This window comes from Neobacillus sp. K501, from assembly GCF_053749995.1.
Map to the genome: position 1 here is coordinate 159598 of NZ_JBSLYA010000001.1, position 23134 is coordinate 182731.

Sequence of the window (23134 nt, forward strand, 5' to 3'; positions counted from 1 at the left end):
CCCCCTTTTCTATCAATCGAATTATGTATGAGGACAAAAGGGATGTTCAATCCGAACATCCCTTTTGATTAAAAATCGTTTCCGCTTTTAGTTTTTATCTGCTCCTTTTAGTTCCAAGTATCCAACTGGATGACGGACGATGCCCGATACATCTTCATTTTGTAAATAAACTTGGTTGTAGAAATGGATTGGAATGATCGGCACTTCATCAAACAGGATTTTTTCAGCTTTATACATCATTTCAAAACGTTTTGTTTCATCCTTTTCATTTTTTGCATCTTTAATTAATTGGTCAAACTCTGCATTACTCCAGCCAGTACGGTTCATCGAATGACCTGTTTGGAAGTTTTCCATAAAGTTGATTGGATCAGCATAATCTGCTAAGAAAGAGCTTCGTGACAGCTGGAATTTCAAAGCTTTTTGTTCCGTTGCAAACACACTACTTTCCATGTTTGCCAGCTTAACATCGACATCTAGATTTTCCTTCAGCATTTGCTGCATTGCCTCAGCAATTTTCTTATGCGTTTCAAGCGTGCTATACGTTAATGTTACTTCTGGAAGTGTTGTGTAGCCTTCCTCTTCCATCCCTTTTTTCAATAGCTCTTTTGCTTTTTCCGCATCTGTTTTAATTAAATCACCATTTTTTTCACGGAAGTCTTTACCAGCTGGATCTTTGAAACCATATGATACAAAGCCATATGCAGGCTTTTCTTTATTTTTTGTAACTAGCTCGACCATTTGTTTTTGATCAATTGCCATCGCAAATGCTTTACGGATATTTACATTTTGGAAAGGTTCCTTATTAACATTAAAGCGATAGAAATATTCCCCAGCTTGATCCTCTACTTTTACTTTTCCTTCTTTAAAGATTTGATCAGCAAGATCTGATGGAACTTCTGAAGTATCTAACTCACCTGTTTGGAACATTTGATATTCCGTATTCGTATCATCGATCATCGCCCAATGAACTTTGTCTAATTTCACATTTTTGGCATCCCAATATTTATCATTCTTAACCATTGTGAAATCACTATCGTGGTTCCATTCGGATAATGAGAAAGGACCATTACCTACAAATGACTCTGCTTCAGAGAACCACTCTGCATTTGCTGTCGCCACTTTTTCATTGATTGGGAAGAAAGCTGGATTTGCAATTACACTTAAGAAATAAGCTTGTGGACTTGTCAGTGTTACTTCAAATGTTTTGTCATCAACCGCTTTTACTTTCACGTCATCCGCTGTTCCAGCACCTGTGTTATAGGCTTCTCCACCTTCAATAAAATAGCCTAAAAATGCTGCAGATGATGCTGTATTTGGATCCAATAAACGTTTCCAAGCGTAAACAAAGTCACCTGCTGTTAAATCATCACCATTTGACCATTTTGCTTCTTCACGGATATGGAATGTATAGGTTTTTCCATCCTCTGATACATCCCAGTCTTTCGCTGTCGCTGCCTTAGGTTCATGTGTATCGTCTAAACGGGTAAGGCCTTCCATGAGATTGTTTAAGGCATTCCAAGATACAGCATCAAAACCAATTGGAGGGTCAAAGGAAGTTGGTTCTACACTATTATTTAAGTAAAGTACCTTTTCTGTTTTTTCTTTGGAACCCTCGTCTCCTTTATCCTTTGGCTCGCTTCCAGAATCTTTGGTGGCTGTACAGGCAGCTAAAGCAAATAACAACATAACGGTAACAAACATTGCTCCAAACTTTTTCATCTTATTCCCCCTAGATTTTTATATTTAAACAACTGTTGAAACCAATTTTTTTGCTCGCTCATCCTGGAGCCAGCAATCCACATGATGCAGTTGACTGAGGTATGTAGAGGATGGATAAACTCGATCACATACTTCCATCGCATAAGGACATCTTGCGGCAAATGCGCACCCAACGGGCGGAGAAAATAAGTCTGGTGGTGAACCTGGTATTGGCACGAGTTCTGCCTTTTCTATATCTAACCTCGGGACTGATTGCAGCAGTCCTTGTGTATAGGGATGCTTCGGCTGGTAAAAAATTTCACGCCTTGACCCTAATTCAACGATCTTGCCTGCATACATAACAGCGATTCGGTCCGCAACCTGAGCGACTACTCCCAAATCATGGGTGATTAGAATAATCGAAACACTTGTTTTCTTTTGTATCTCCCTAAACAATTCTAGTATTTGTGCTTGGATGGTTACATCAAGAGCCGTTGTTGGTTCATCGGCAATTAACACATCTGGGCTGCAAATCAGTGCCATTGCGATGACAATCCGCTGCCGCATTCCTCCGCTAAATTGATGTGGGTATTGTTTTAATCGTTCTTCGGGACTTGGTATTCCAACTAACGTCAGCATCTCCACGGCTGCTTTCCGAGCCTGTTGCCTAGACAGCTTCTCATGTTGAAGAATCCCTTCCATGATTTGCTCCCCAATGGTGAGAGTTGGATTTAATGCTGTCATAGGGTCCTGAAAGATCATGGAAATATTAGCACCACGTATTTTTCGAAGATCTGCTTCCTTTAATTGGATTAAATCTTTACCGTTAAAAAGAATTTCACCACCGGCAATTTTTCCAGGAGGCTCGGGAATCAGCCGCATAATGCTTTGTGAGGTTACGCTTTTTCCACACCCAGATTCACCGACAATGGCAAGTGTTTCTCCTTTATGTAAATCAAAAGTAACACCACGGACAGCTTTTACTTCACCGCCGTAGGTTGAAAAGGAAACCTGAAGGTCCTTAACCTGAAGGATTTTTTCCATGCTGCCTTACCTCCTCAGCTTCGGATCGAGGGCATCTTGAAGCCCGTCACCTAAAACGTTAAATGCAAACATCGTTAAAGAAATGAACAAGGTTGGGAAGAATAACCGCCACCAATAGCCTGATAGAATGGTAGATAATCCATCATTGGCCATAACACCCCAGCTGGCATGTGGAGCTTGGATTCCCAAACCTATGAAACTCAGAAATGCTTCAGCAAAAATGGCTGACGGGATGGTCAGGGTCATTTGTACAATAATTGGACCCATTGTGTTGGGTAAAAGGTTCTTTCGGATAATCCGCGCTGTCTTAGCACCAAATGTTTTCGAGGCTAGAACAAACTCATAGTTTTTAATTTGCAAGACTTGACCGCGGACAATCCTTGCCATTCCAATCCAACCGGTAATCGAAAGTGCGAGAATGATCGTGGTTAATCCTGGGCCAATGACCACCATTACCAAAATAACAACGAGTAAGTAGGGGAGCCCGTATAAGATTTCAACAATTCTCATCATCAGATTATCAGTCTTTCCGCCTTTATAACCTGCAATTCCCCCATAGATGACGCCAATAATAAAATCGATAAGAGCGGCAACCAATCCGACAAATAGAGAGATTCTTGCACCATAAGCTGTTCTTGTAAATACATCCCTACCTAAATCATCGGTACCAAACCAATTCTCACTTGAAGGCGGCAGGTTCTGCATCGCTAACTTTTGTGTTTCCACCGAATGTGGAGAAATGATTGGGCCAAAAATTGCGAATAATGCTAATAAGAATAAAAAGATCATTCCTACCATCGCCAGCCTGTTTTTAATGAGCCTGAGCCATGAATCCTTCCAATAAGATAAACTAGGTCTCACCACTTCTTCCGCTTCGGTTTTATTTCGAGCTTTCGGGACGAACCATTCATCTGGAATATCGGGTGAAACGTTGAGTTCCTCCCATTTTCGCAGTTCCATTATTTCGCCTCCTTTTTGTTAAACTTAATCCGCGGATCTAGGACACCATAGGCTAAGTCCACTAATAACAGCATAAAGATTAAAATCGCACTATAAAAAATAGTCGTCCCCATAATGACGGGATAGTCACGTGTATTGATACTATCAACGAAATATTTCCCCATCCCAGGAATGGCAAAGATTTTTTCAATAACAAATGTTCCTGTTAAAATGCTGGCCGCTAGAGACCCTAACACCGTTACGACTGGTAAAAGCGCATTTCTGAGAGCATGCTTGAAAACAATTTTGACAGGTGATAGCCCTTTCGCTTTTGCTGTACGGATATAGTCCTGTGTTAATACTTCAAGCATACTAGATCTCGTTAACCGGGCAATAATCGCCATCGGACCTGTTGCCAGCGCAAGAATAGGCAGTACCATATGTTTCGGGCTTGTCCATGTTGCTACCGGGAAAATCGGAATATTGACCGCTAATTGTTCAATTAGTAATGTTGCCATTACAAAGTTAGGAATCGAAATTCCGAGAACGGCAATCGACATAGCTAAGTAATCGATCATTTTGTTATGTTTTAGAGCAGCAAGAATTCCAAGTGTGATTCCAGAAATAATGGCTAGAATAAGAGTGTAAAATCCAAGTTCAAATGAAACAGGAAATCCTCTTCCCAGCATTTCGTTGACTGTCTGTGATGATTTTTTGATGGATGGGCCTAGATCTAGCTGTATCAGTGATGTTAAGTAGTTTCCATATTGGACTAAGAGAGGTTCATCTAGATGAAAATAAGCTTCGAGGTTCTTTTGGACGGCTTCATTCGTTGTTCTTTCTTCATTAAAGGGTGACCCAGGTACCGAGTGCATGAGAAAGAATGTCCCGGTAATGATCAGCCATAAGGTGATAATCATGGCAATGATTCGCTTGATAAAATATGTACTCATGCTTGTCCCACTTCCTAACAGAATGTAGTTCGCATTGCTAATTCAGTCATTACCAGCATGGCTTGGTACGCTTCCAATATATCCTTCGCTTGAAAACGGACGATGGTGGTTCCTGGTACAATTTCAGTTCCTGGCATTAAATTAGCCCATTCAGCTTGGCCGAAATTAGCAAACTCAATCGCTAAAAGCGGTCGGTCCGGCGGAGTAAGCGGTTTCAAATTTTCTTTATTTCTTAAAGCATAGGCTGTTTTTTCGCGAAGCAGCTCCCCAGCCTTCTTCGGAGTTAGTGATTTTGCTGCAGACCGTGAGATGGATTCTTTCACGACAGCGGTTGTTATGTTAGGAATGAGTTGCTCTGCTTCGATGGCTGCTCGATCATCACCTGCTACCATTAATAACGGAACACCAAAGTATCCTGCAACATAAGCATTAAAACCTAATTCTCCGACAGTAACATCATTTATGTACATATTACGAACTCCAAAAATCATCGAATGGGACATTACACCAGCTAGTGATGCACGTGCATGATAACCTACAAAAATCGCACCCGTATATGAATCATCTAAACTTTGTATCATGGAGTAAGGTTTAACATCCCCGGTAATGAGTTGTGTTTCAGGATGAAGTCGTTCTATTAAAAGGTTATTCATTTTGGAATGACTGTCATTCACAACAACTTCTTTACAACCATTTTCAAAAGCGGCAGAGATGACATGATTTGCTTCATCTGTCATAATGATTCTGCTTCGTTCATAATTATGTTTGTTGGAATCAACATGGGTATGGTCAACAAGACCCGTTATTCCTTCCATATCAACAGAAATGTATAATTTCAATAAATGCACCCCTTTTCAACTTTTTATAATTTTCTTACAATTATAATTCAAAATTTCGATTTTTTCAAATAATTTTTAAAATTCCATGTCAACATTCGTTACATAAAGGGGGGATTACCTTTTCAATCGTTGATTCAAGCTGCCCGACTTACGCTCAATCAAAATACGAGGCAAAATTTTACTTAAAAAATTGAAACTTAATGTTTCTATACTCGTATTGTTTAAAAGAATAACCAATACGTTTGAAAGAAATATTTTTTCGATACATAATAAACATATCATCTCGATTGGTAGACAAAATTGGATAGGAGTGAAGGTTTTGGGTGTAACTCTAAGCAAAGGACAAAAAGTGGATTTAACAAAATCTAATCCCGGATTACAAAATGTGGTTGTGGGCTTGGGCTGGGATATTAGCCAAAATGGGGCTAATTTTGACTTAGATGCCTCAGTATTTTTATTAGGGCAAACTGGAAAGGTTCAAAGTGATCAAGATTTTATATTTTATAATAACCCGTCTGGTGGAAATGGTTCGATTATTTACAGTGGCGATAACCGCGATGGTTACGGTGCCCAAGATGACGAACAAATTAAAATTGAATTAAACAGAGTTCCAGCCCATATCCATCGGATAGCATTCACCATTACGATTCATGATGCGCAATTAAAAGGACAAAATTTTGGACAAATCTCTAACTCATTTGTCCGAATTTTCAATCCACAGACCAATGAGGAATTAATGCGATTTAACTTAGGAAGAGATTTTACTGTTGAAACCGCCATTGTGGCGGCAGAGTTATATCGACACAATGGTGAGTGGAAGTTTAATGCCATTGCCAGTGGTTTCCAGGGGGGCTTAGCAGCATTATGCCGTAACTTTGGTGTAACGGTTGATGATCCTCCGGCTGTACCTACTCCACCATCACAGCCGTTCCAACAGAATCAAAATAATAACCAAAACAGTGCATTTACGAACAATGGCTTTCAATCAAATCAATATCAAAATAATTCATATCAGCAAAACCAGCCGCCACAGCGGATTCACCTGCAGCCGGAATCATCCTATTCTCAGCCAGCATATGGATATCCTACTCAGACTCATCCATCCTCTTCTTCTAATCGATCCTATGGAGGAGATAATATCCATTGTCCGCGCTGTCATTCATCTAATGTCCGGACAGGACAAAAAGGCTTTGGTCTTGGAAAAGCAGCTATTGGCGGGTTAATCCTTGGGCCGGTCGGTTTACTTGGAGGGTTCATCGGCAAAAATCAATTAAAGTTCACTTGTAACAGCTGCGGAAATTCCTGGTCACCAAATCAAACCGATTATGCCGAGTGGGCGAACCAGCAAAAGAGAAAAGCACAAGAATTATTTAATAAGTATAAGAGTCAGGACGTTCTTGAGGCCGTTGTGGCTGCCTGTGCATTAGTTTCAATGGCTGATGGTTACTTGGATGCCACTGAACGCCAGAAAATGATGGAATTCGTTCATTCCAGTGAGGAATTGCGAGTCTTTGATACAAATAAGGTGATTCAACGATTTAATTACTTTGTGTCTCGGATTGAAATGGATCGGATGATTGGCCGTGCAGAAGCGTTTCGTGCTCTTGGTAAGATTAGATCCAAGCCAGAAATAGCAAGATTGGTCGCTCGCTATTGTATCGCAATTGGTTATGCAGATGGCAATTTCGATCATAATGAAATGCAAATGGTAAGTGATATCTGCCGCGAACTTGGCTTAAACCCAGGAGAATTTCTTTCATAATAAGAAAAGCGGAAGCGCCCTGGCCAGCGGCGTATGGCCTCCTCGAAAAAGAAAAACGCTTTTCCTTCGTGCGATGCCAATGCTTACGAATCCTTCCTTTATGGAGCGCTCCAACTGAGATAAAGGAAACACGAAGAGCGTTAGCGCATTCGTGCTTGACTTATCGTAGGGCGGAGAGCGAAGGACACTAGCCGCTAGGGTGCTGGAGCTGGACAATTCTCGAAGTGGAATTTTATCTTTATCTTTTAAGAAGAAACCTCAATCAACATTGGATTGAGGTTTCTTGAGCTTAATTTTGCCAGACTCGTTTATTGTCATTACGCTTTGTAAGACCTTTAGTGTCTAGTCTTTCTAGAAAAGGTATCATATATTTCCGCGAAAGATCCAAAATGTCTTTGGCATCTCCTACTTCAAACTCTGTACCGGTGTTTTTGCGAAGTTTTTCAACGGCTTGCATGAAGATTTCTCCGTGATAGGCAAATTGTTCATCCAACTGGATCACCAGCTCTTGCTCCTCAAGAAATCTTCGTAAATCAACCTCCAGATGATTAGGAATACCAGAAGCGGCTATGTAATCTTTATAATAGCGAACTTTTAAGCCATCATTCTTCAATTCTTCTAGGAGATTTTCTGTCCGCTTCTGCCAGCTTTTTGGTACATGCGGATGGAAGTTTGCGATTGACACAAATTGTTCTCTCTTATGAAGAACCCCACTAAATATACTATTCTCAATGACAAAATCCAGCAATGATTTCGGGAACCTAGATTGCATTGTCTGCAAAAGCTCTGCTTTATTTATCCCCAATCTCATTGAATGCTTTTGATGAAATTCCTGGATTCGATCATAAATATCCTCTTCAATCGTATGAATTAACATTTGCAAAGTATACTCTTTACGATTGTAAAAGACAAAATCTCCATCCTCTAATAATTCTTCGAGAGCGGCTTTATCAAGCGCAGTCCGCTTGATTAATTCTGTTAACGATAAGCTTTTAGCTTCAAATAAAGCTGCCGTTACCCGTTCTCTTGGTGTACCTTCTTTTTTCTTCTCTAATTCTTCTATCGTCTCGTTACCAAATCGATATTTATCCCCTCGGGGATCGATCACCCAGCCACCGCCGATGGTTTCTTGCGGGCTTGGGCGCCGCAGGATAAAACGATCACCACGTTTTGTGAGGATCTCCTCCTCCAAACGAAGCTGACAAAGAATTTCACCATTTTCTTCTTTTACTTCATTTCGATCAAAGAAAACAATTCGTCCCATTACTTCTGCTGTTCCTATATGGAGCTTAACAGGCATTCGTTGTTTAACAATATGTTCAAGATCCTCGACAACACGAATCGCGACATCCACTGTTTTAGTGACAATAAAATGTTCTGAAGAAACTAGGACATCCCCTCGTTCTATTTCTTCCTTAGAAATACCCGCTAGATTAATCGCCGTTCGCTGACCTGCGTAAGCCTTTTGTGCAGGTTGATGATGAACCTGAATTTGCCTTGCCTTCACTTCTAAACCTTTTGGCATAATTTTTAGTGCTTGTCCTTCTTCTATCGACCCTTCATAAACAGTGCCCCGGACGACTGTCCCCTGCCCCTTAACGGTAAAAACCTGATCAATAGGGAGGCGGAACGCTCCTTTCGCATCACGCATCTCTTTTTCTTTCAGTGTGTTAATAATGAGCTCTTTTATTTCTTCAATACCTTTTTTTGAGAGGCTGTCCACTAAGACAAAAGGTACTCCCTCAAAAACAGTTCCTGTTAATTCTGTTAAAATATCATCCTTTACCAGCTCGATAAATTCCTGATCTACTCGGTCAATCTTCGTGATAGCGATAATTCCATTTTTCACACCAAGGAATTTAAGAATATCAAGATGTTCCCTTGTTTGCGGCATGACTCCTTCATCTGCTGCTACAACAAGAACAACGAGGTCGATCCCAGCTACACCTGCAATCATTTGCCTGATAAACCGTTCATGTCCAGGAACATCAATGACTGAGATTTGAATTTCATGATCTTCATATAATGGAGCAAATCCAAGCTCAATTGAGATTTGACGTTCTTTCTCTTCCTTTAAGCGGTCGGTATCAACATTGGTTAGGGCTTTCGTTAAAGAGGTTTTTCCATGGTCAATATGTCCGGCCATTCCAATAGTAAAATATCTTTTTTCCAAGATTGCCACCTACTTTATCGTCTTCCTATTAACTTTATCTTTAATAACCACTTTGTTCAAGCGAACATTTTTAGAAAGATAGGAAAGCTCCCATTGCCCCACAGTATTCACTCTTATCGATAAAAATAGATGTTAACCCCACCATTTCGGAGAAACTTTCTAAGCCTTTCCTTAAAGATGGATTACCAGCAAGAGTACTACCGATAAAGACTACATTTTGTACTTCATGAATACTAGCTGCCTGCATCGTTAATAATATGATATTTTCAGCGATCATATTATTAAGGGATGCAATCCGATCCGCTTCAGTATGATTTCCTTTCCTGCCTTTCGCAAAGTTTGCCGCCGTTAAATCTCCATTAATCGGTGTTTCACCGGCATCATAAATATCTTTTACCAGTACATCTACATTCCCTTTATCGCCCTCATTTGCCAGCACTGACAGCAACCTAAAGTCCTTTGCAGAGGATAATAATGAGCCAAGGCCCGTAAATGTTCCACCACCGAGTCCACTTCCTAAAATCCTTACCTGTTTATCACCTTTAACAACATGCCAAGATGTCCCTGTACCAATATTTACCAGTAAGAATGGTTCTGTAAGTTGTTTCTTTTCTTCTGCTAAGAACACCTTCGCCCCTTCACAGGTTGCCTGGAATTCTGGAATAATCATCGATTGAGGAAAGTGTTTTTTCTGAATAGCATGTGCCCTTCCCCCAGTTATAACGACTTTTACGGAAGGTGCCACCAATTTCAACCATGTAATCGCTTGGTCCATTTCATTAATTGAATACTTTTTAAAGTGCATTCTCTCATTTTCGGCAAAAACAATCTTTATTAATGAACCCCCAGCATCAATTCCTGCTTTTATTTGTTGCATACCCTTCCCCCCAATACCTTTAATCAAATTGTTTTATTAATAATTTGACAGGGGAAAATAAATTTCCTTCTTCTATACAAACCTACTTTGTTTTTTGCAAATTAAAAGGAAGATTCAGTGTGAATCTTCCCTTTAGAGGATAAATTTTAATTGACGGTCTTATTTTTTTCAAAATTACTGATAAAAAATCCGGGCTCCACTTCAATATCCTCTATTAATACATAACCATTTTTTTGATAAAGCTTTTTCGCAGGAAAATTATCTTTGCCTGTTGATACGTGATAAACTTGTATTTTAGCATTTTTCTCCTCAGCCGCTGTTAATAACTGTTGAGCTATTCCCTTTCGAAAATGATTCGGATGTACGATCATCCGGCAAATCGTTAAAACTTCTTTTTCGATAGTATAGGATAAAGCTCCAAGTAACTCATCATCCTCCCAGTACCCTAAAAACGTTTCACCGCAATCTAAGAACTCTTCAAATGTCTCCTTTAGAGGAGGGATTTCATAATAATCAATCAATTTCGCCTCTATAATATAAGAGATTTTTTGAAGACCAAATAATTCCTTCATAAGATTATCATTCTGAAAGTCTACTATTTTTATCATATTAAAACCCCAATTTCATAATCATTGTTTAGCACATTTATTAACTTTATATTTAATTGTAAACAATAATTAGTTAATTTGGGAAGAAAAATATTCTGCCCGCTTAACATCATAGGTTATCAGATAAAACCATTCTATTTGAAATAAACGAATAATGAAGTATCATTAAGAAAAAATGAAGGAGTGTTTGTATGTCGGCATTAGTTTTTATGGCACTTTATCGACCACAACCTGGTAAAGAATTAGAATTAAAAGAAATCCTAAAAGGACATATTCCCGTCTTACGTGAAGAAGGTTTACTTACAGATCTAGAGTTATTAACCCTTCAGGCTGAAGATGGAACAATCATTGAAATAGCGGAATGGAAGTCACCTGAGGCGATAGATCAAGCACATCTTTCTGAAAAAGTAAAGGGAGTGTGGAAGCAGATTATGTCTGTTGCGGAGCTCACCAGTCTTTCCTCTCTTGCAGAAGCACAATACCCATTTCCTAATTTTAAAGCTATTTAAGAAAGAGTAGTCCTCTAGTTATTAGCAGGGGACTACTCTTCTTTTGGTTTTCCGTAATTATTGCTATTTTGTTGGGAGGTAGTTTCAAAAAATGAATTATGATCGAACTACCTCAGTTTTTCGATTTCCGGTCACTCAAGCTCTTATTCAATATTAGGTTGTAAAAATAAATTCAGTTCTACTTCCAGTTTGACCTGCTATGACCTCGAGTCTGATATCGATCCGCTCTTTTAATTCTGGAACATGGGAGATAATTCCTACTAAGCGGCCACTGCTTTGGATATCCATCAATGCTTCAATCGCCTGGTCTAGTGATTCAGGGTCAAGCGTGCCAAAGCCCTCATCGATGAACATCGTCTCCAACGATACTCCACCAGCATAGTTTTGGACAACATCCGCAAGACCCAGAGCTAAAGATAATGCTGCTTTAAAACTTTCCCCACCCGACAATGTTTTCACATGACGTTCCTGACCTGTATATTGGTCATATACAAGCAGCTCTAAACCGCTTTGAACATTTCCTTTAGAGCGGTCCGTTTTCCTAAGGAGCTGGAAGCGGCCAGAAGTCATTTTTCTCAATCTTCCATTTGCTTCTCGTAAAATATCATCTAAAAAGGCAGCGAGGACGTAACGTTCAAACGTAATCCGATACGTGTTTTGCCCCTTGGCAATCTCATATAGATGACCAATAAGCTTATATCTTACCTCTAGAACCTTCATTTGTTCATTTAATTGTTCAACCCGCTGATAAATCGCTTCATTATCCCGCTTTTTCACAATTAGATCTGTCCGCAGCTGATTCAGTTCCTCAATTTCTCCACCAAGATTTCCAAGCTTAGTTTTTAAACCTTCTACATCTGGAGTTTTCACGCCGTTTAATCGTTCCGTTAATTCTTTCAAACGATCCGTCACAGAACGGAACTCTTCACGATAACCGCGGATTTGATTTTCAAGCGCTTGGACTTCAGATTCTGATTTCTTAGAACCGTTATATACCCCATAATTTTCAAACCCTTGTTCTGAAAGCTTATTGATAAAAAGTTCTCTTTCGGTTTGAAGTTCTGTTTGTTTCGCTTCATGATACTTCTTCGCATCCTGTAATCTTGCTGTTTCCCCTGATAGCTTTTCTTTTCCAGCTTGAACCCGCTGTTTTGCCCCATCTAGCTTTTTCAAGAGCATCTCATACTGTTTTATTGAGGCTGCTACCGACTTTTCATATTCAGCTTCAGAGCGGAGATTCTCTGGTATGACCTTTATCAATCTCATTACTTCTGTTTTCTTTTCTGTGAACTGTACCGTTAAATCGGTCACTTCGACAGCAAATTGCTGGATATCTTTTTGTAGCTTCGTTTTTTCAGATTCAGTTTTCTCTATTTCCAAGGTTAATTTGTTAAACTGGTTAATTTGTTGAGCTAGCTTATTTTGTGTTTCTATCAATAGATTTTTCCTAGTTATAGCCTCAGATTTCACATCCTGTAAATCGAAATCTGTAAATTCTGGACGGTGAATGCGAATTTCCAGTAACATTTCGGCTACAGCATCCCGTTGGGTATGTTCAACAGATCTGCTATCGAAAAACTTTGATTCAGCAGCCGATTTTTCTTTTTCAAAAACAGCAGCTTGCTCTTTTGCTGCCTTTAAATCCTCTTCCGTAGGAATTTCGGAACCTGCCAAAACAGCTGGTGCTGGGTGATGCTCTGAACCACAAACCGGACAAGCTTCACCTGATTGTAATCTAGCTGCCAGGAGCGATGCCTGGCCATGAAGCCATTTGTTCTCCAATTCTTCTAAAAGCGCCTTTGCATCATTCCATCTAGCTAAGGTATTTTCATATTTTAACGTATTTAATTTTAGCTCTTGTTCAGCCTTTTGTTGACGATCAAGGAACAGTTCATACCTTTCAAGACGGTCTAGCTCGCCCTGCAGCTTTTCAACTTGTCTCTCATTCTCTATATATGTGATTTTCCCTGTCTCTATTTCTGTCTTTTTTTGTTGTAGGCTTTTAAACAGTTCTTCCAAACCTTCTAAATTTCTCTCCGCTGAAAACTGCTTTTCCTTTGTCGCTTTTAGTGAAGCCTCTAGCATTCTTGCCTTTTTTACTAAAGCAGAAAATGAATATACATCTTCTTTCATATTAACTAAACGATTCATTTCTTCCTGTGCAGCTTTCCGCTCTTCTTCACGATTAAGTTCAATTTGCAGTAATTCTTCGTCCTGCTCCACCGCAACAGTTAAGCGGTCAATTTCTGCCTGAATCGAAGTGACATTTGCTTGTACCTGATCTACTTCTCGTTTTAAGCGATGGCAAAGTTCTTCTTGCTTGGCTAAAACCGCTGCTTTTTGTGCTAGTTGTACCTGCTTCTCTTTTTCCACATATAAATCTGCCTGTTGCTCAAGCTGATTTTTTTGTTGTGTTAAATCTTCTTTCGTTTGCAGGTCTTTTAGAATGGCTTCCGCTTCAAAAAGCTTTCCTTTAAGAACATCTTGTTCCTGTTCTTTTTCTTTTAATATGATAACCATTTTATCGATCAGGTCTGATAAACTCGTAATTTCTTCTTTTAATAATGGCATGATGATCGTGTCATTGACACTGTCAGCATCTAATAAGCTTTTCAATTCGAGGTTCGTTTCTGCCTGAATCCGTCGAATCGCTTCATTTCTAGCTTGTACTTGGTCCTCCACTGACTTTTTCAACTCATTGGCTTCGACCTTGAGCTTTTCTTCCACCATTTTATAGATCTGAGTGTGGAACAATCGTTGCAATATAACTTCTTTGTCCTTACTATCAGATGTTAACAGCTTGCGGAATTCTCCTTGGGGAATCATTAAGATCTGCCGGAATTGATTGCTGTCAATCAGCATAATTTCTTTAATCTTTTCCTCAACATCATTAATTTTAGAAGCTATTAGTTGCTTCTCACCCTGCTCATCCCAATTATAGAGTTCCGCTTTAGCAGGAAGCGTTGTATATCCTTCGCCCTTTTCTTTCTTTTTCGGCTGTTGCGGCGAACGGATAATCGAATATACTTTGTTACGGAGTGAGAAATCAAGCGAAACCTCAGTTGGCAAATCCTCTTTGGCGAATTGGCTGCGAAGCTCTGGTCCATTACGGTCCTCACCGCTCGCTTTCCCATAAATGGCATAACTGATCGCATCAAAAATGGTTGTCTTACCTGAGCCCGTTTTACCAGATATCACAAACATCGTTCGATTTCCCAGTTCCGTGAAATCAATGATTTCAACATCTGCGTATGGACCAAATGCCTGCATTTTCAGTTTTAAAGGTTTCACTTAACACCCTCCTCACGCAACACTTTTTCAATGACATCTGCCATTGCATCCTTTTTCTCTATCGTAAAATCAGAGGTAGTCATTTCAGCATAAAATTGCTCAAACAGGTCAAGCTCTGACTTTTTTTCACTTTGCGTAATGTTAAAAGATTGCTTTTTCTTCATGTCCGTCACATCAATTTTCCGCTCAAGATGGAGGACATTCGGATACACCTGACGCAATTTATTAATTGGGTCAATCAATGCCCCTTCATCTAGTAGGGTGACTTTTAAATAATCATGCAGTCTTTGTTTTTCAAAAAATTGCGAATCTAATAATTCTTCCAAATGACCCTCAAGTTCGCGCATATCATAGGTCGGAACCAACGAACGATAACGATGAGTAAATTTCCCTTTATCGTCTATTTCAATAATCGAAATCGATTTATTTTGCTTCGCTTCTGAGAATGAATATTTTAATAACGATCCAGAATATTTCACTTTTTCATGTTTAATGGCCTCTGGACTGTGTAAATGGCCAAGTGCTGTGTAGGAAAACGGCTCAAACACTTCTGCCCCTACACAACCGGAACCACCGACAGATAATATCCGCTCCGAATCCGTGGTTTGTCCACCTAACACAAAAGCATGTCCAACAAGTACATTAGGTTCATTAGGATTTAACGTTTCCTCCATTTTGCCGACCATTGCTTTCATCGCATCGTGATGAGAATGAATCGAGTCATCGTCAAGCAGCTGGCGAACAATACCAGGCTCAGCATATGGGACTAAATAAAAATTCACACCGTTAACCTGTACAGGCTTAAAGCTAGTAGATAATTTCCCTGACAAATAAAATTGACTATGTTTATACCACGAGCTACCGAATGATAGGCGCTCCGCACTATCATGATTCCCAGCAATTGCAACGACTGGAGTCTTTAGCTCGACATTTATTTTAAAAAGAATTTCATCTAACAGTTCAACAGCATCTGTTGGCGGCACAGATCGGTCATATAAATCACCAGCAATCACGACAGCATCCGGCTTTTCTTCTGCCACGACATCAACAAATTGGTTGAGTACTTCGCGCTGGTTTTCTGTCATATACACACCGTGAACGAGCTTACCTAAATGCCAATCAGCAGTATGGATAAATTTCATACGATTCACCTCATCCTTTAAACTCGAATGATACTATTATAGCAAAATACTAACTTTATAGAGGGTGGAAAACTAAGAAAATAAAGGAACAATGGGGATATTATGAAAGAATGAAAGCTGTAAAACAGCAAAAAACAGCCCGACACATTGGCCGGGCTGTTATAGGTGGTTTCATTAATTATTTCTTAGTTACGTTAGCAGCTTGTGGTCCACGAGCTCCTTCAACTACTTCGAAAGAAACTTCTTGACCTTCTTCTAAAGTTTTGAAACCTTCAGATTGGATTGCAGAATAGTGAACGAATACATCGTTTCCGTCTTCAGCTTCAATGAATCCGAAACCTTTTTCAGAGTTGAACCATTTTACTTTACCGTTTTTCATGTAAAAAAATCCTCCTATTGGCTTAAAGGTAAGCCACTTGTAAAATTCACCAATTTACAACGTGATAGCTTTACTTTCACTTTCTCATCCAAACTTCGGTTAAAACTTTGAACAAGCTTTGTAGCATAAATCTAATCTCGTGCAACGGCTGTATAAAATTTAACATTTTTTAGCTAGATTGTCAAGATTAATCCAAGCAAAATGCCTGTATTTTCATCTTTTTCCCTACTTTTCCAAATCAAAAAATGGTTCTCTTAAACTGCTATTTTTGACGGTGGGAAACTAGTTTTTCGTCACTGATGGTACTTCTTCTTCGTCATCTTTGAATTTATCTAATATCGTTATTGTATCAACTAGGTGGTTGTTAAAAATCTGCCGGGCTACAGCTAGAAGTTCAATGATCATTGGGTCTTTTAGTGTGTAAATCACTTTATTTCCTTCTTTTGTACCTGAAACAATGTTTTTTGCTCGTAAAATGGTTAACTGCTGTGACACAGCAGATCCTTCACTGCCTACAAGGGTTTGTATTTCATTCACATTTTTATCCCCCTCAGACAGAAGCTCTAAGATGCGGATTCTCAATGGATGAGCAAGTGCTTTAAAAAATTCCGCCTTAAATTGCTGCATTTCAAGATTCAATCGTTTCACTTCCTTGTTCAAATTCTAGTAGGTAGCTGTTAGTTTCGTGCTGGCTTCCCTTGTTTCAGATGTCGCTAGCTTCTTACATTCCCTAAAGGCAAAGTGTTTACAGCCAAGACATTTATTTTTATCAAGTTGTGCAAGGGCATACTGAATGGCATCACCTGTATGTTCGAAAAAATGCTCTTGGCCAATCACTTCATATAATCCTGTCTTTAACAGAACCTTTTTCGGTTGTTCATTTATTCCTGATATGATAACTATACCATTTTTTGAAAAATGAGACACAATACTCGCTAAGTTTGCTTCCCCGGTTGTATCCATAAATGGAACCCTGCTCATTCGTAAGAGGAGAATCTTAGGGTTATAATTAATCGTACTCATGATGGTTTGTTCAAATGTTTGGGCAGCACCAAAGAATAGTGGGCCTTCCACATTAAAGATACTGATTTGTGGACAATCATGGCTGTCAGACACAATTTGGGTCTCAACCTTAGCATGCTTATGCTTCGGATTAGGCAATGCCTTTGCCGTAATCATCAGATCACTCATCCTCTTAGTAAACAAGATGGCAGCCATTACTAAACCAACTTCTACCGCAGTTGTTAAATTTACAAAAACAGTAAGCAAAAACGTGACTACGAGAACAAGAGAATCAGTTGATTTTGTTTTAAATATATGGGCAAACACTTTTCTTTCACTCATATTCCAAGCAACAACCATTAAGATTGGTGCCATACTTGCTAATGGAATATAGGAGGCAAAAGGAGCAAAAAACAACAAGACGAGCAAAACAACTACCCCATGGATAATACCTGATAACGGTGATACGGCTCCATTCTTGATATTCGTCGCTGTACGCGCGATGGCGCCCGTTGCCGGAATACCTCCAAATAATGGGGTAATCATATTGGCAATCCCCTGACCAATCAGTTCTTTGTTGCTATTATGACGACTATTGGTCATCCCATCTGCCACTACCGCTGAAAGCAATGATTCAATTCCTCCAAGCATGGCGATAACAAACGCTGGCTTTAACAGGTGGATAATCATATCCAAATTCACATCAGGAATTTGGATATGTGGTAAAGCACTTGGTATTTGACCATATGCTGTACCAATGGTTGCCACATGATCAGGAAAAAAAATAGCAGCAACTAACGTAGAAATCACTAAACCCAGCAAGGGACCGGGAACCTTTGGAGCAATTTTAGGCGTCAGGACAATCGTCACTAAACATATAACGGCAGTTAAGATGCTTAAAAGATTAAGAGAATCCAAATGCACAAAAATTTCTTGAAGATTTTTGATAAACTCTTCATGTTTCTTTATCCCTGTTAGTCCTAGGAAACTAGCAATTTGTCCAGTGAAAATCGTGACTGCAATTCCTGTGGTAAATCCGATGGTTACCGGTTTAGGAATATACTTGATTAATGAACCTAGTTTAAAAATTCCCATTAATAACAGCATGACACCGGCTAAAAAACCCGCAATTAGTAGATTTTCATATCCGTAAGTCATAACGATTCCAAATAATATCGGAATAAACGCACCCGTCGGACCCCCAATTTGATATTTGGAACCGCCAAACAGGGAGATAAGGATTCCCGCTACAATTGTCGTATAGATCCCATACTCTGGCTTTACCCCAGAAGCAATCGCAAACGCCATTCCAAGCGGAATGGCTATGACACCAACAATGAGGCCTGACAGGACATCTTTTGGCACACTTCTTAAGGAATATTGATGGAATCTTTTGTCACTAAACATATAAACCCTTCTTACGTTTTTAATTTGTATATCTGATTATTTGAATATAGAATAATATGAAATAATAATCAATACTTTTGTTTCAAAAATAAACCAGTTGTTTTTTCCTAGCGGACTATGTTATATTAATTAAGCGATGAGCTGAATTGTGTAAGTCGAGAAACATTCCTTTTTGGAGCGCACTATGTGGAGTGTGGTTTTTCGCCTCAATACGCAAAGACGTCTGTTCCTACAGACGTCTTTTTTATTTCTTTTCTAAAAATTAGCACTTTTTTCCTAAATCCTTTAAAATATAGGTATAACATGAGTGGAGGGATTTAGGATGAATAACCATGAAATCGATTATAAGATTTATGGAGATGATATGCAGTTTGTTGAAGTCGAACTCGATCCCCAAGAGACGGTCATAGCAGAAGCAGGAAGTTTTATGATGATGGAAGATGACATACATATGGAAACCATCTTTGGTGATGGTTCAGGTCATGGTGGCGGGAGCGGGATAATGGGTAAATTATTTAGTGCTGGGAAACGCGTCATTACTGGCGAAAGCCTATTTATGACAGCCTTCACCAATCAAGGAGCTGGAAAAAAACATGTTTCCTTCGCTTCACCTTACCCAGGAAAAATCATACCAATGGACCTAAGTGAATTAGGTGGTAAAATTATCTGTCAAAAAGATGCTTTCCTTGCCGCAGCTAAAGGGGTTTCAGTTGGAATTGAGTTTCAACGAAAAATCGGTGCCGGTTTCTTTGGCGGTGAGGGCTTTATCATGCAAAAGCTTGAAGGCGATGGAATGGCGTTTGTTCACGCTGGCGGTACGATTACAAAAAAAGAACTTTTGCCAGGACAAACACTCCGAGTCGATACAGGCTGTTTAGTAGCCATGACAAGCGGAGTTGATTATAATATCGAATTTGTTAAGGGTGTTAAGACAGCTCTATTTGGTGGTGAAGGGTTATTCTTTGCAACCCTGAAAGGTCCTGGATCTGTTTGGATTCAATCACTGCCATTTAGCCGACTTGCGAGCCGTGTCTTTGCAGCAGCGCCAAATCGTGGTGGCGGAAAAGACGAAGGCAGCATTGCTAAAGGAATTTTTGAAATGTTTAACGGTGATTAATAAAGAACCAAAAACCGGACTCAAAAAATGAGTCCGGTTTTCATTTAACTAACCCCGATTTCTTTCCTCCATGAACCCTGGAGTTTTCGAATTGTTACAATTTGTCCAATATGATACGCATTATGAAGGGTAATACTCGTCAATGTTTCTAACCAACTCCCCTTCGAATCCTCACTAACTTGTTGATCAAGCTTCTCCTCATCAGCAAGTTGAATCGTTTGATACCATTCTTTCATTACAGCATGAAAACGTTCTATGCTTTTATTCCACTCTACATCATTTAGTGCATCAAAAGTGGAATCATTATCCCCTTCCATTTTTTGAATGGGAATACCCTTAAAGCGATTTAAATAACGTTCATTCCAAAATACTAAATGACTGATGATTTCCCTTATGGAATTTTCAGTCTCCGTATTTTTCCATGTCGCCTGCTCAGCATTCAATTCCGCAACTGCACTTTTAAATGAAACAAACCAGCCATTTTTCGAATCACACAGCAAAAATTGTTCAAGAATTACATCTTTCCGATTCATAATGAACACTCCTTTTCATATTGACCTTATTCCCTATAAAAATAGACGGATGGGCAAACGGAAAGTTTCTATTCTAGTTGTAATTCACTCAGCATTTCATTTGCTTGTTCTCTTTTAAGATTATATGACTGCCATGCTGGAATTTGTTCTTTTGCCATGTTTTTTCTTTCTATGAGAATTTCTTTTAACCCAGGGATATTCTCCTCTTTTTCATATAGTTCGATCAAGCCAACCACTCCCGTGAATGCGAGACTATTTAGATAGTTGATATCAATTTTTCCAGTCTGTTCATAGCGCTCGATATTTTTCTTTACGATGATTTTTTCAACATCGATAACACTCATCGTAGTGTAATAGAGTAACGAACAAATAAAATAAAAGTGGAATAAGGATAGCCTTTCCATCCAAATTTTGATTAGCGTATACATAAAAATGACCGTAAGAAAAATCATAAATGAGTGTGCCATGACACGTATAAAACTATAGCCGTATGCTTCTTCATACATACTCAAGCGTATAAATGCTGAGCTTAACATGATGGCGCTTGCAAGGATCAAAATCGTCAACAAACTTTGCGTCAACCGCTTCATTATTCCAGAAATCCCCCTCATAAAGGTAAGGACAAAGACGATAATCGATAAATTAATTAGCGTCACAAACACGAGTTCAAAAAATCCCTTTCGCGCATATTCTGCAAAGGTAAAATCTCCTTGAAGTGTACCACTAAAAAAATATGTAAATTGGACAATCGTGAATAACACATAAACCGAATTTATGATGACAAGGACTGTGATGCTGATAATGGCATCTAACTGAAAGTGTTGTGAAGAATCAAGATGCTTGGTCACCTTGGTTTGTTTTTGGAAAAGAACCTGAATAAACCCAAAGAAAGCAAAAGTATAAATGAAAACAGCAATGGTACGACCAACAATTTCAGCATCCACATATTTAAACCATTGTGGGATTCCACCTATCATCCGTTCAAATTGGCTATCAGCAGACATAAGTAATTGCAAAACTACAAATAAAACTGGTAATGAAATTACTACACCCATCAATACTTTTTTCCAAAGCTGATACTTACTTTCGTCCATTCCTTGTTTTAGCCCTTTTCCCAATAAGGATGTAATGCCAATATTGTATTTCAAAGCATCAAATATTTTTGTAAATAAATAGACAATAAATACAGGTTTATTCCATAGTAAGTTTCTTGGGCTAGTTATTAACACAAGATGAAAAATAACCAATGAAGGAATGACTAATATATTCAGTGCATAGAAAAATGGAACATCATTGATAAAATAACTGGCTGATAGCAGCCAAATACAGATGATAAGTAAATAGCCAAAACGTTGATGTGAAAAGGTAAAGCCACGATACCGCCAAAAAAAGATGCCATATAGAACAATGGTAAATACCAAATAGGAAATACCTATTTCAGCTCGAAGAAAGGACTCTTCCGCCACGATTCCTAGCACCAAGCATAATAGTAAAAATATCCAATCCGATTTGCTTATCTTCATTACAAGGACCCCCTAAATTACTTTGTAATTCTATGTACATAGTTTTTCTATGTATTTGAGTAAAAAAAGTGCTCATATCGAAGCCTTCTTCCCCCAGCGATACCCTATTAAGCTAATTGGGTACAGAAACAAGGTAAAGATGATACAAGCTGTAATAAATGTTTTTGTTAAAAGTGGTGCAAACCATGAATGCGGGATTACTTGAAAAACCGTTAAAAGCATAAGGATAAGGTTCGGAACTAATGATAATAAAAAAGTCTTTTTTAACAATCTCCTGCCTCCATGGCCAAACCCTTTTCCAATTTCATAACCAAGCAATGCCCAAAAGAACATATAAATAAGTGCAATTATCGTGGGTATTGCTGTTAAGTGACTCCAAACGATTGTCAGCCAGTCCCAATCATATAGGTTATGGAACAATGTTAGAAGACTTCCACCCCCAAAGAATAGAATATTTAAAATGATAAATACCCATTTCATTCTACTCGGTGTAACGGAAAGCTCCTCTCTCCACATGTCAGCGATTTCTGACGGGCTTCCAACCCTTAAAACAATCCGTTCCATGATGAAGTCATCATCTTCACAATCTATAAATTCAAGTAAGATTTCATCGATATGGGCCTCATAGTCTTGAAGAATATTTTCTTTATCTTGATGATTTCCGAGCCCTTTGGAAAGCTCGTTTAAAAACCTATTCTTCGGCTGTACCATGCTTCGTTCTCCCAATTACCTTGTTCATTACTTTTACAAAGTCCTGCCATTCACGGGTTTTTTCATGTAGAACTTCTTTTCCCGCTTCAGTGATCCGGTAATATTTCCGTGCCGGTCCTTTTTCCTGCTCCTGCCAATAGCATTCGATATACTCCTGTTTTTCAAGCTTGTGCAATGCTGGATACAGGGTACCTTCTTTTACGCTTAAGCCATGATCACTGCGTTTCTCTAATTCTTTGACTAATTCATAGCCATACATGTCTCTTTCATTTAATAGCTGGAGCAAAATGAGCGACGTACTTCCTTTTACTAATTCCCGATTAAACATCGTTTCACCTACCTAGAATTATTAGGTACATAGAAATTCTACAATACTTTAATTCTTTTGTAAAATAAAAACAAAAAGAAGTGACGAATTAAGCGTCACTCCGTTTTGGATTCTTTGTTTGACTTTAAATGAATTTATCTCTTTCTCCACCATCAGATAATTCTTCAGAGAATTCATGCTCTGCTTTTTCTCCCAATAGCATGTCTGATGATTTAATTGTTTTCGGTGGCAGATTATTGTTTGGTGCAGCTTGTTCATTCCATTTTCCCATAGTATCACCTCTTCCATAGTATTTGAAA

General features: G+C 38.9%; 21 protein-coding genes. 3 read left to right on the forward strand and 18 right to left on the reverse strand.

Annotated elements, in window-relative coordinates; translation table 11 throughout:
• Positions 1-87: 87 nt before the first annotated feature.
• The 5 genes from ACWM35_RS00780 to ACWM35_RS00800 are packed head-to-tail and all read right to left on the reverse strand — an operon-like array spanning position 88 to position 5473.
• Positions 88-1719 (reverse strand): peptide ABC transporter substrate-binding protein, encoded by a 1632-nt coding sequence (locus ACWM35_RS00780; protein WP_454814527.1) that lies wholly within the window; start codon positions 1717-1719, stop codon positions 88-90.
• Positions 1720-1743: 24 nt separating this feature from the next.
• Entirely contained in the window at positions 1744-2742 is a 999-nt protein-coding gene (locus ACWM35_RS00785) for an ABC transporter ATP-binding protein (protein WP_454814529.1), read from the reverse strand.
• A 6-nt stretch (positions 2743-2748) separates the two neighbouring features.
• On the reverse strand, positions 2749-3702 hold the full coding sequence (locus ACWM35_RS00790; protein ID WP_454814531.1) for an ABC transporter permease: 954 nt from the start codon (positions 3700-3702) through the stop codon (positions 2749-2751).
• On the reverse strand, positions 3702-4634 hold the full coding sequence (locus ACWM35_RS00795) for an ABC transporter permease (protein ID WP_454814533.1): 933 nt from the start codon (positions 4632-4634) through the stop codon (positions 3702-3704). The genes ACWM35_RS00790 and ACWM35_RS00795 overlap by 1 nt, the downstream gene beginning before the upstream one ends.
• Positions 4635-4648: 14 nt before the next feature.
• A complete protein-coding gene (locus ACWM35_RS00800) occupies positions 4649-5473 on the reverse strand; it encodes a M55 family metallopeptidase (RefSeq protein WP_454814535.1) in 825 nt (274 codons plus the stop codon).
• Between the two features lie 319 nt (positions 5474-5792).
• Here ACWM35_RS00800 and ACWM35_RS00805 point away from each other — a divergent pair, with 319 nt between their 5' ends.
• Positions 5793-7235, forward strand: a complete 1443-nt coding sequence (locus tag ACWM35_RS00805; RefSeq protein ID WP_454814537.1) for a TerD family protein — start codon at positions 5793-5795, stop codon at positions 7233-7235.
• Positions 7236-7524: 289 nt separating this feature from the next.
• On the opposite strand, the gene selB is transcribed toward ACWM35_RS00805, so the two are convergent.
• The 3 genes from selB to ACWM35_RS00820 form a co-directional block, all read right to left on the reverse strand.
• Positions 7525-9408 (reverse strand): selenocysteine-specific translation elongation factor, encoded by a 1884-nt coding sequence (selB, locus tag ACWM35_RS00810; RefSeq protein WP_454814538.1) that lies wholly within the window; start codon positions 9406-9408, stop codon positions 7525-7527.
• Between the two features lie 70 nt (positions 9409-9478).
• Complete coding sequence (gene coaW, locus ACWM35_RS00815) at positions 9479-10285, reverse strand: type II pantothenate kinase (protein WP_454814540.1); 807 nt, start codon at positions 10283-10285, stop codon at positions 9479-9481.
• 146 nt (positions 10286-10431) lie between these two features.
• A complete protein-coding gene (locus tag ACWM35_RS00820) occupies positions 10432-10893 on the reverse strand; it encodes a GNAT family N-acetyltransferase (RefSeq protein WP_454814542.1) in 462 nt (153 codons plus the stop codon).
• Positions 10894-11084: 191 nt separating this feature from the next.
• Here ACWM35_RS00820 and ACWM35_RS00825 point away from each other — a divergent pair, with 191 nt between their 5' ends.
• The gene (locus ACWM35_RS00825) at positions 11085-11402 is read left to right on the forward strand and encodes a hypothetical protein (protein ID WP_454814544.1); all 318 of its coding nucleotides are present in this window, start codon (positions 11085-11087) and stop codon (positions 11400-11402) included.
• Between the two features lie 153 nt (positions 11403-11555).
• Here ACWM35_RS00825 and ACWM35_RS00830 read toward each other — a convergent pair whose 3' ends face one another.
• The 5 genes from ACWM35_RS00830 to ACWM35_RS00850 form a co-directional block, all read right to left on the reverse strand.
• Complete coding sequence (locus tag ACWM35_RS00830; RefSeq protein ID WP_454814546.1) at positions 11556-14693, reverse strand: AAA family ATPase; 3138 nt, start codon at positions 14691-14693, stop codon at positions 11556-11558.
• Positions 14690-15835, reverse strand: a complete 1146-nt coding sequence (locus ACWM35_RS00835; RefSeq protein WP_454814548.1) for an exonuclease SbcCD subunit D — start codon at positions 15833-15835, stop codon at positions 14690-14692. The genes ACWM35_RS00830 and ACWM35_RS00835 overlap by 4 nt, the downstream gene beginning before the upstream one ends.
• 178 nt (positions 15836-16013) lie before the next feature.
• Entirely contained in the window at positions 16014-16214 is a 201-nt protein-coding gene (locus ACWM35_RS00840) for a cold-shock protein (protein ID WP_026575162.1), read from the reverse strand.
• 282 nt (positions 16215-16496) lie between these two features.
• A complete protein-coding gene (locus tag ACWM35_RS00845; RefSeq protein ID WP_454814550.1) occupies positions 16497-16853 on the reverse strand; it encodes an ArsR/SmtB family transcription factor in 357 nt (118 codons plus the stop codon).
• Between the two features lie 24 nt (positions 16854-16877).
• Positions 16878-18623 (reverse strand): SulP family inorganic anion transporter, encoded by a 1746-nt coding sequence (locus ACWM35_RS00850; protein ID WP_454814552.1) that lies wholly within the window; start codon positions 18621-18623, stop codon positions 16878-16880.
• A gap of 322 nt (positions 18624-18945) precedes the next feature.
• Here ACWM35_RS00850 and ACWM35_RS00855 point away from each other — a divergent pair, with 322 nt between their 5' ends.
• Positions 18946-19740, forward strand: a complete 795-nt coding sequence (locus ACWM35_RS00855; protein ID WP_454814554.1) for a TIGR00266 family protein — start codon at positions 18946-18948, stop codon at positions 19738-19740.
• A 44-nt stretch (positions 19741-19784) separates the two neighbouring features.
• On the opposite strand, the gene ACWM35_RS00860 is transcribed toward ACWM35_RS00855, so the two are convergent.
• The 5 genes from ACWM35_RS00860 to ACWM35_RS00880 all read right to left on the reverse strand — a co-directional run bounded on the left by ACWM35_RS00860 (position 19785) and on the right by ACWM35_RS00880 (position 23106).
• Complete coding sequence (locus ACWM35_RS00860; RefSeq protein WP_454814556.1) at positions 19785-20273, reverse strand: DinB family protein; 489 nt, start codon at positions 20271-20273, stop codon at positions 19785-19787.
• A 68-nt stretch (positions 20274-20341) separates the two neighbouring features.
• Positions 20342-21796, reverse strand: a complete 1455-nt coding sequence (locus tag ACWM35_RS00865; protein WP_454814558.1) for a DUF4153 domain-containing protein — start codon at positions 21794-21796, stop codon at positions 20342-20344.
• A 72-nt stretch (positions 21797-21868) separates the two neighbouring features.
• Complete coding sequence (locus ACWM35_RS00870) at positions 21869-22507, reverse strand: HAAS signaling domain-containing protein (protein WP_454814560.1); 639 nt, start codon at positions 22505-22507, stop codon at positions 21869-21871.
• Positions 22488-22835, reverse strand: coding sequence for a PadR family transcriptional regulator (locus ACWM35_RS00875; protein WP_454814562.1), 348 nt, complete (start codon positions 22833-22835; stop codon positions 22488-22490). The genes ACWM35_RS00870 and ACWM35_RS00875 overlap by 20 nt, the downstream gene beginning before the upstream one ends.
• Positions 22836-22959: 124 nt before the next feature.
• A complete protein-coding gene (locus ACWM35_RS00880; RefSeq protein ID WP_454814564.1) occupies positions 22960-23106 on the reverse strand; it encodes a hypothetical protein in 147 nt (48 codons plus the stop codon).
• Positions 23107-23134: the final 28 nt, after the last annotated feature.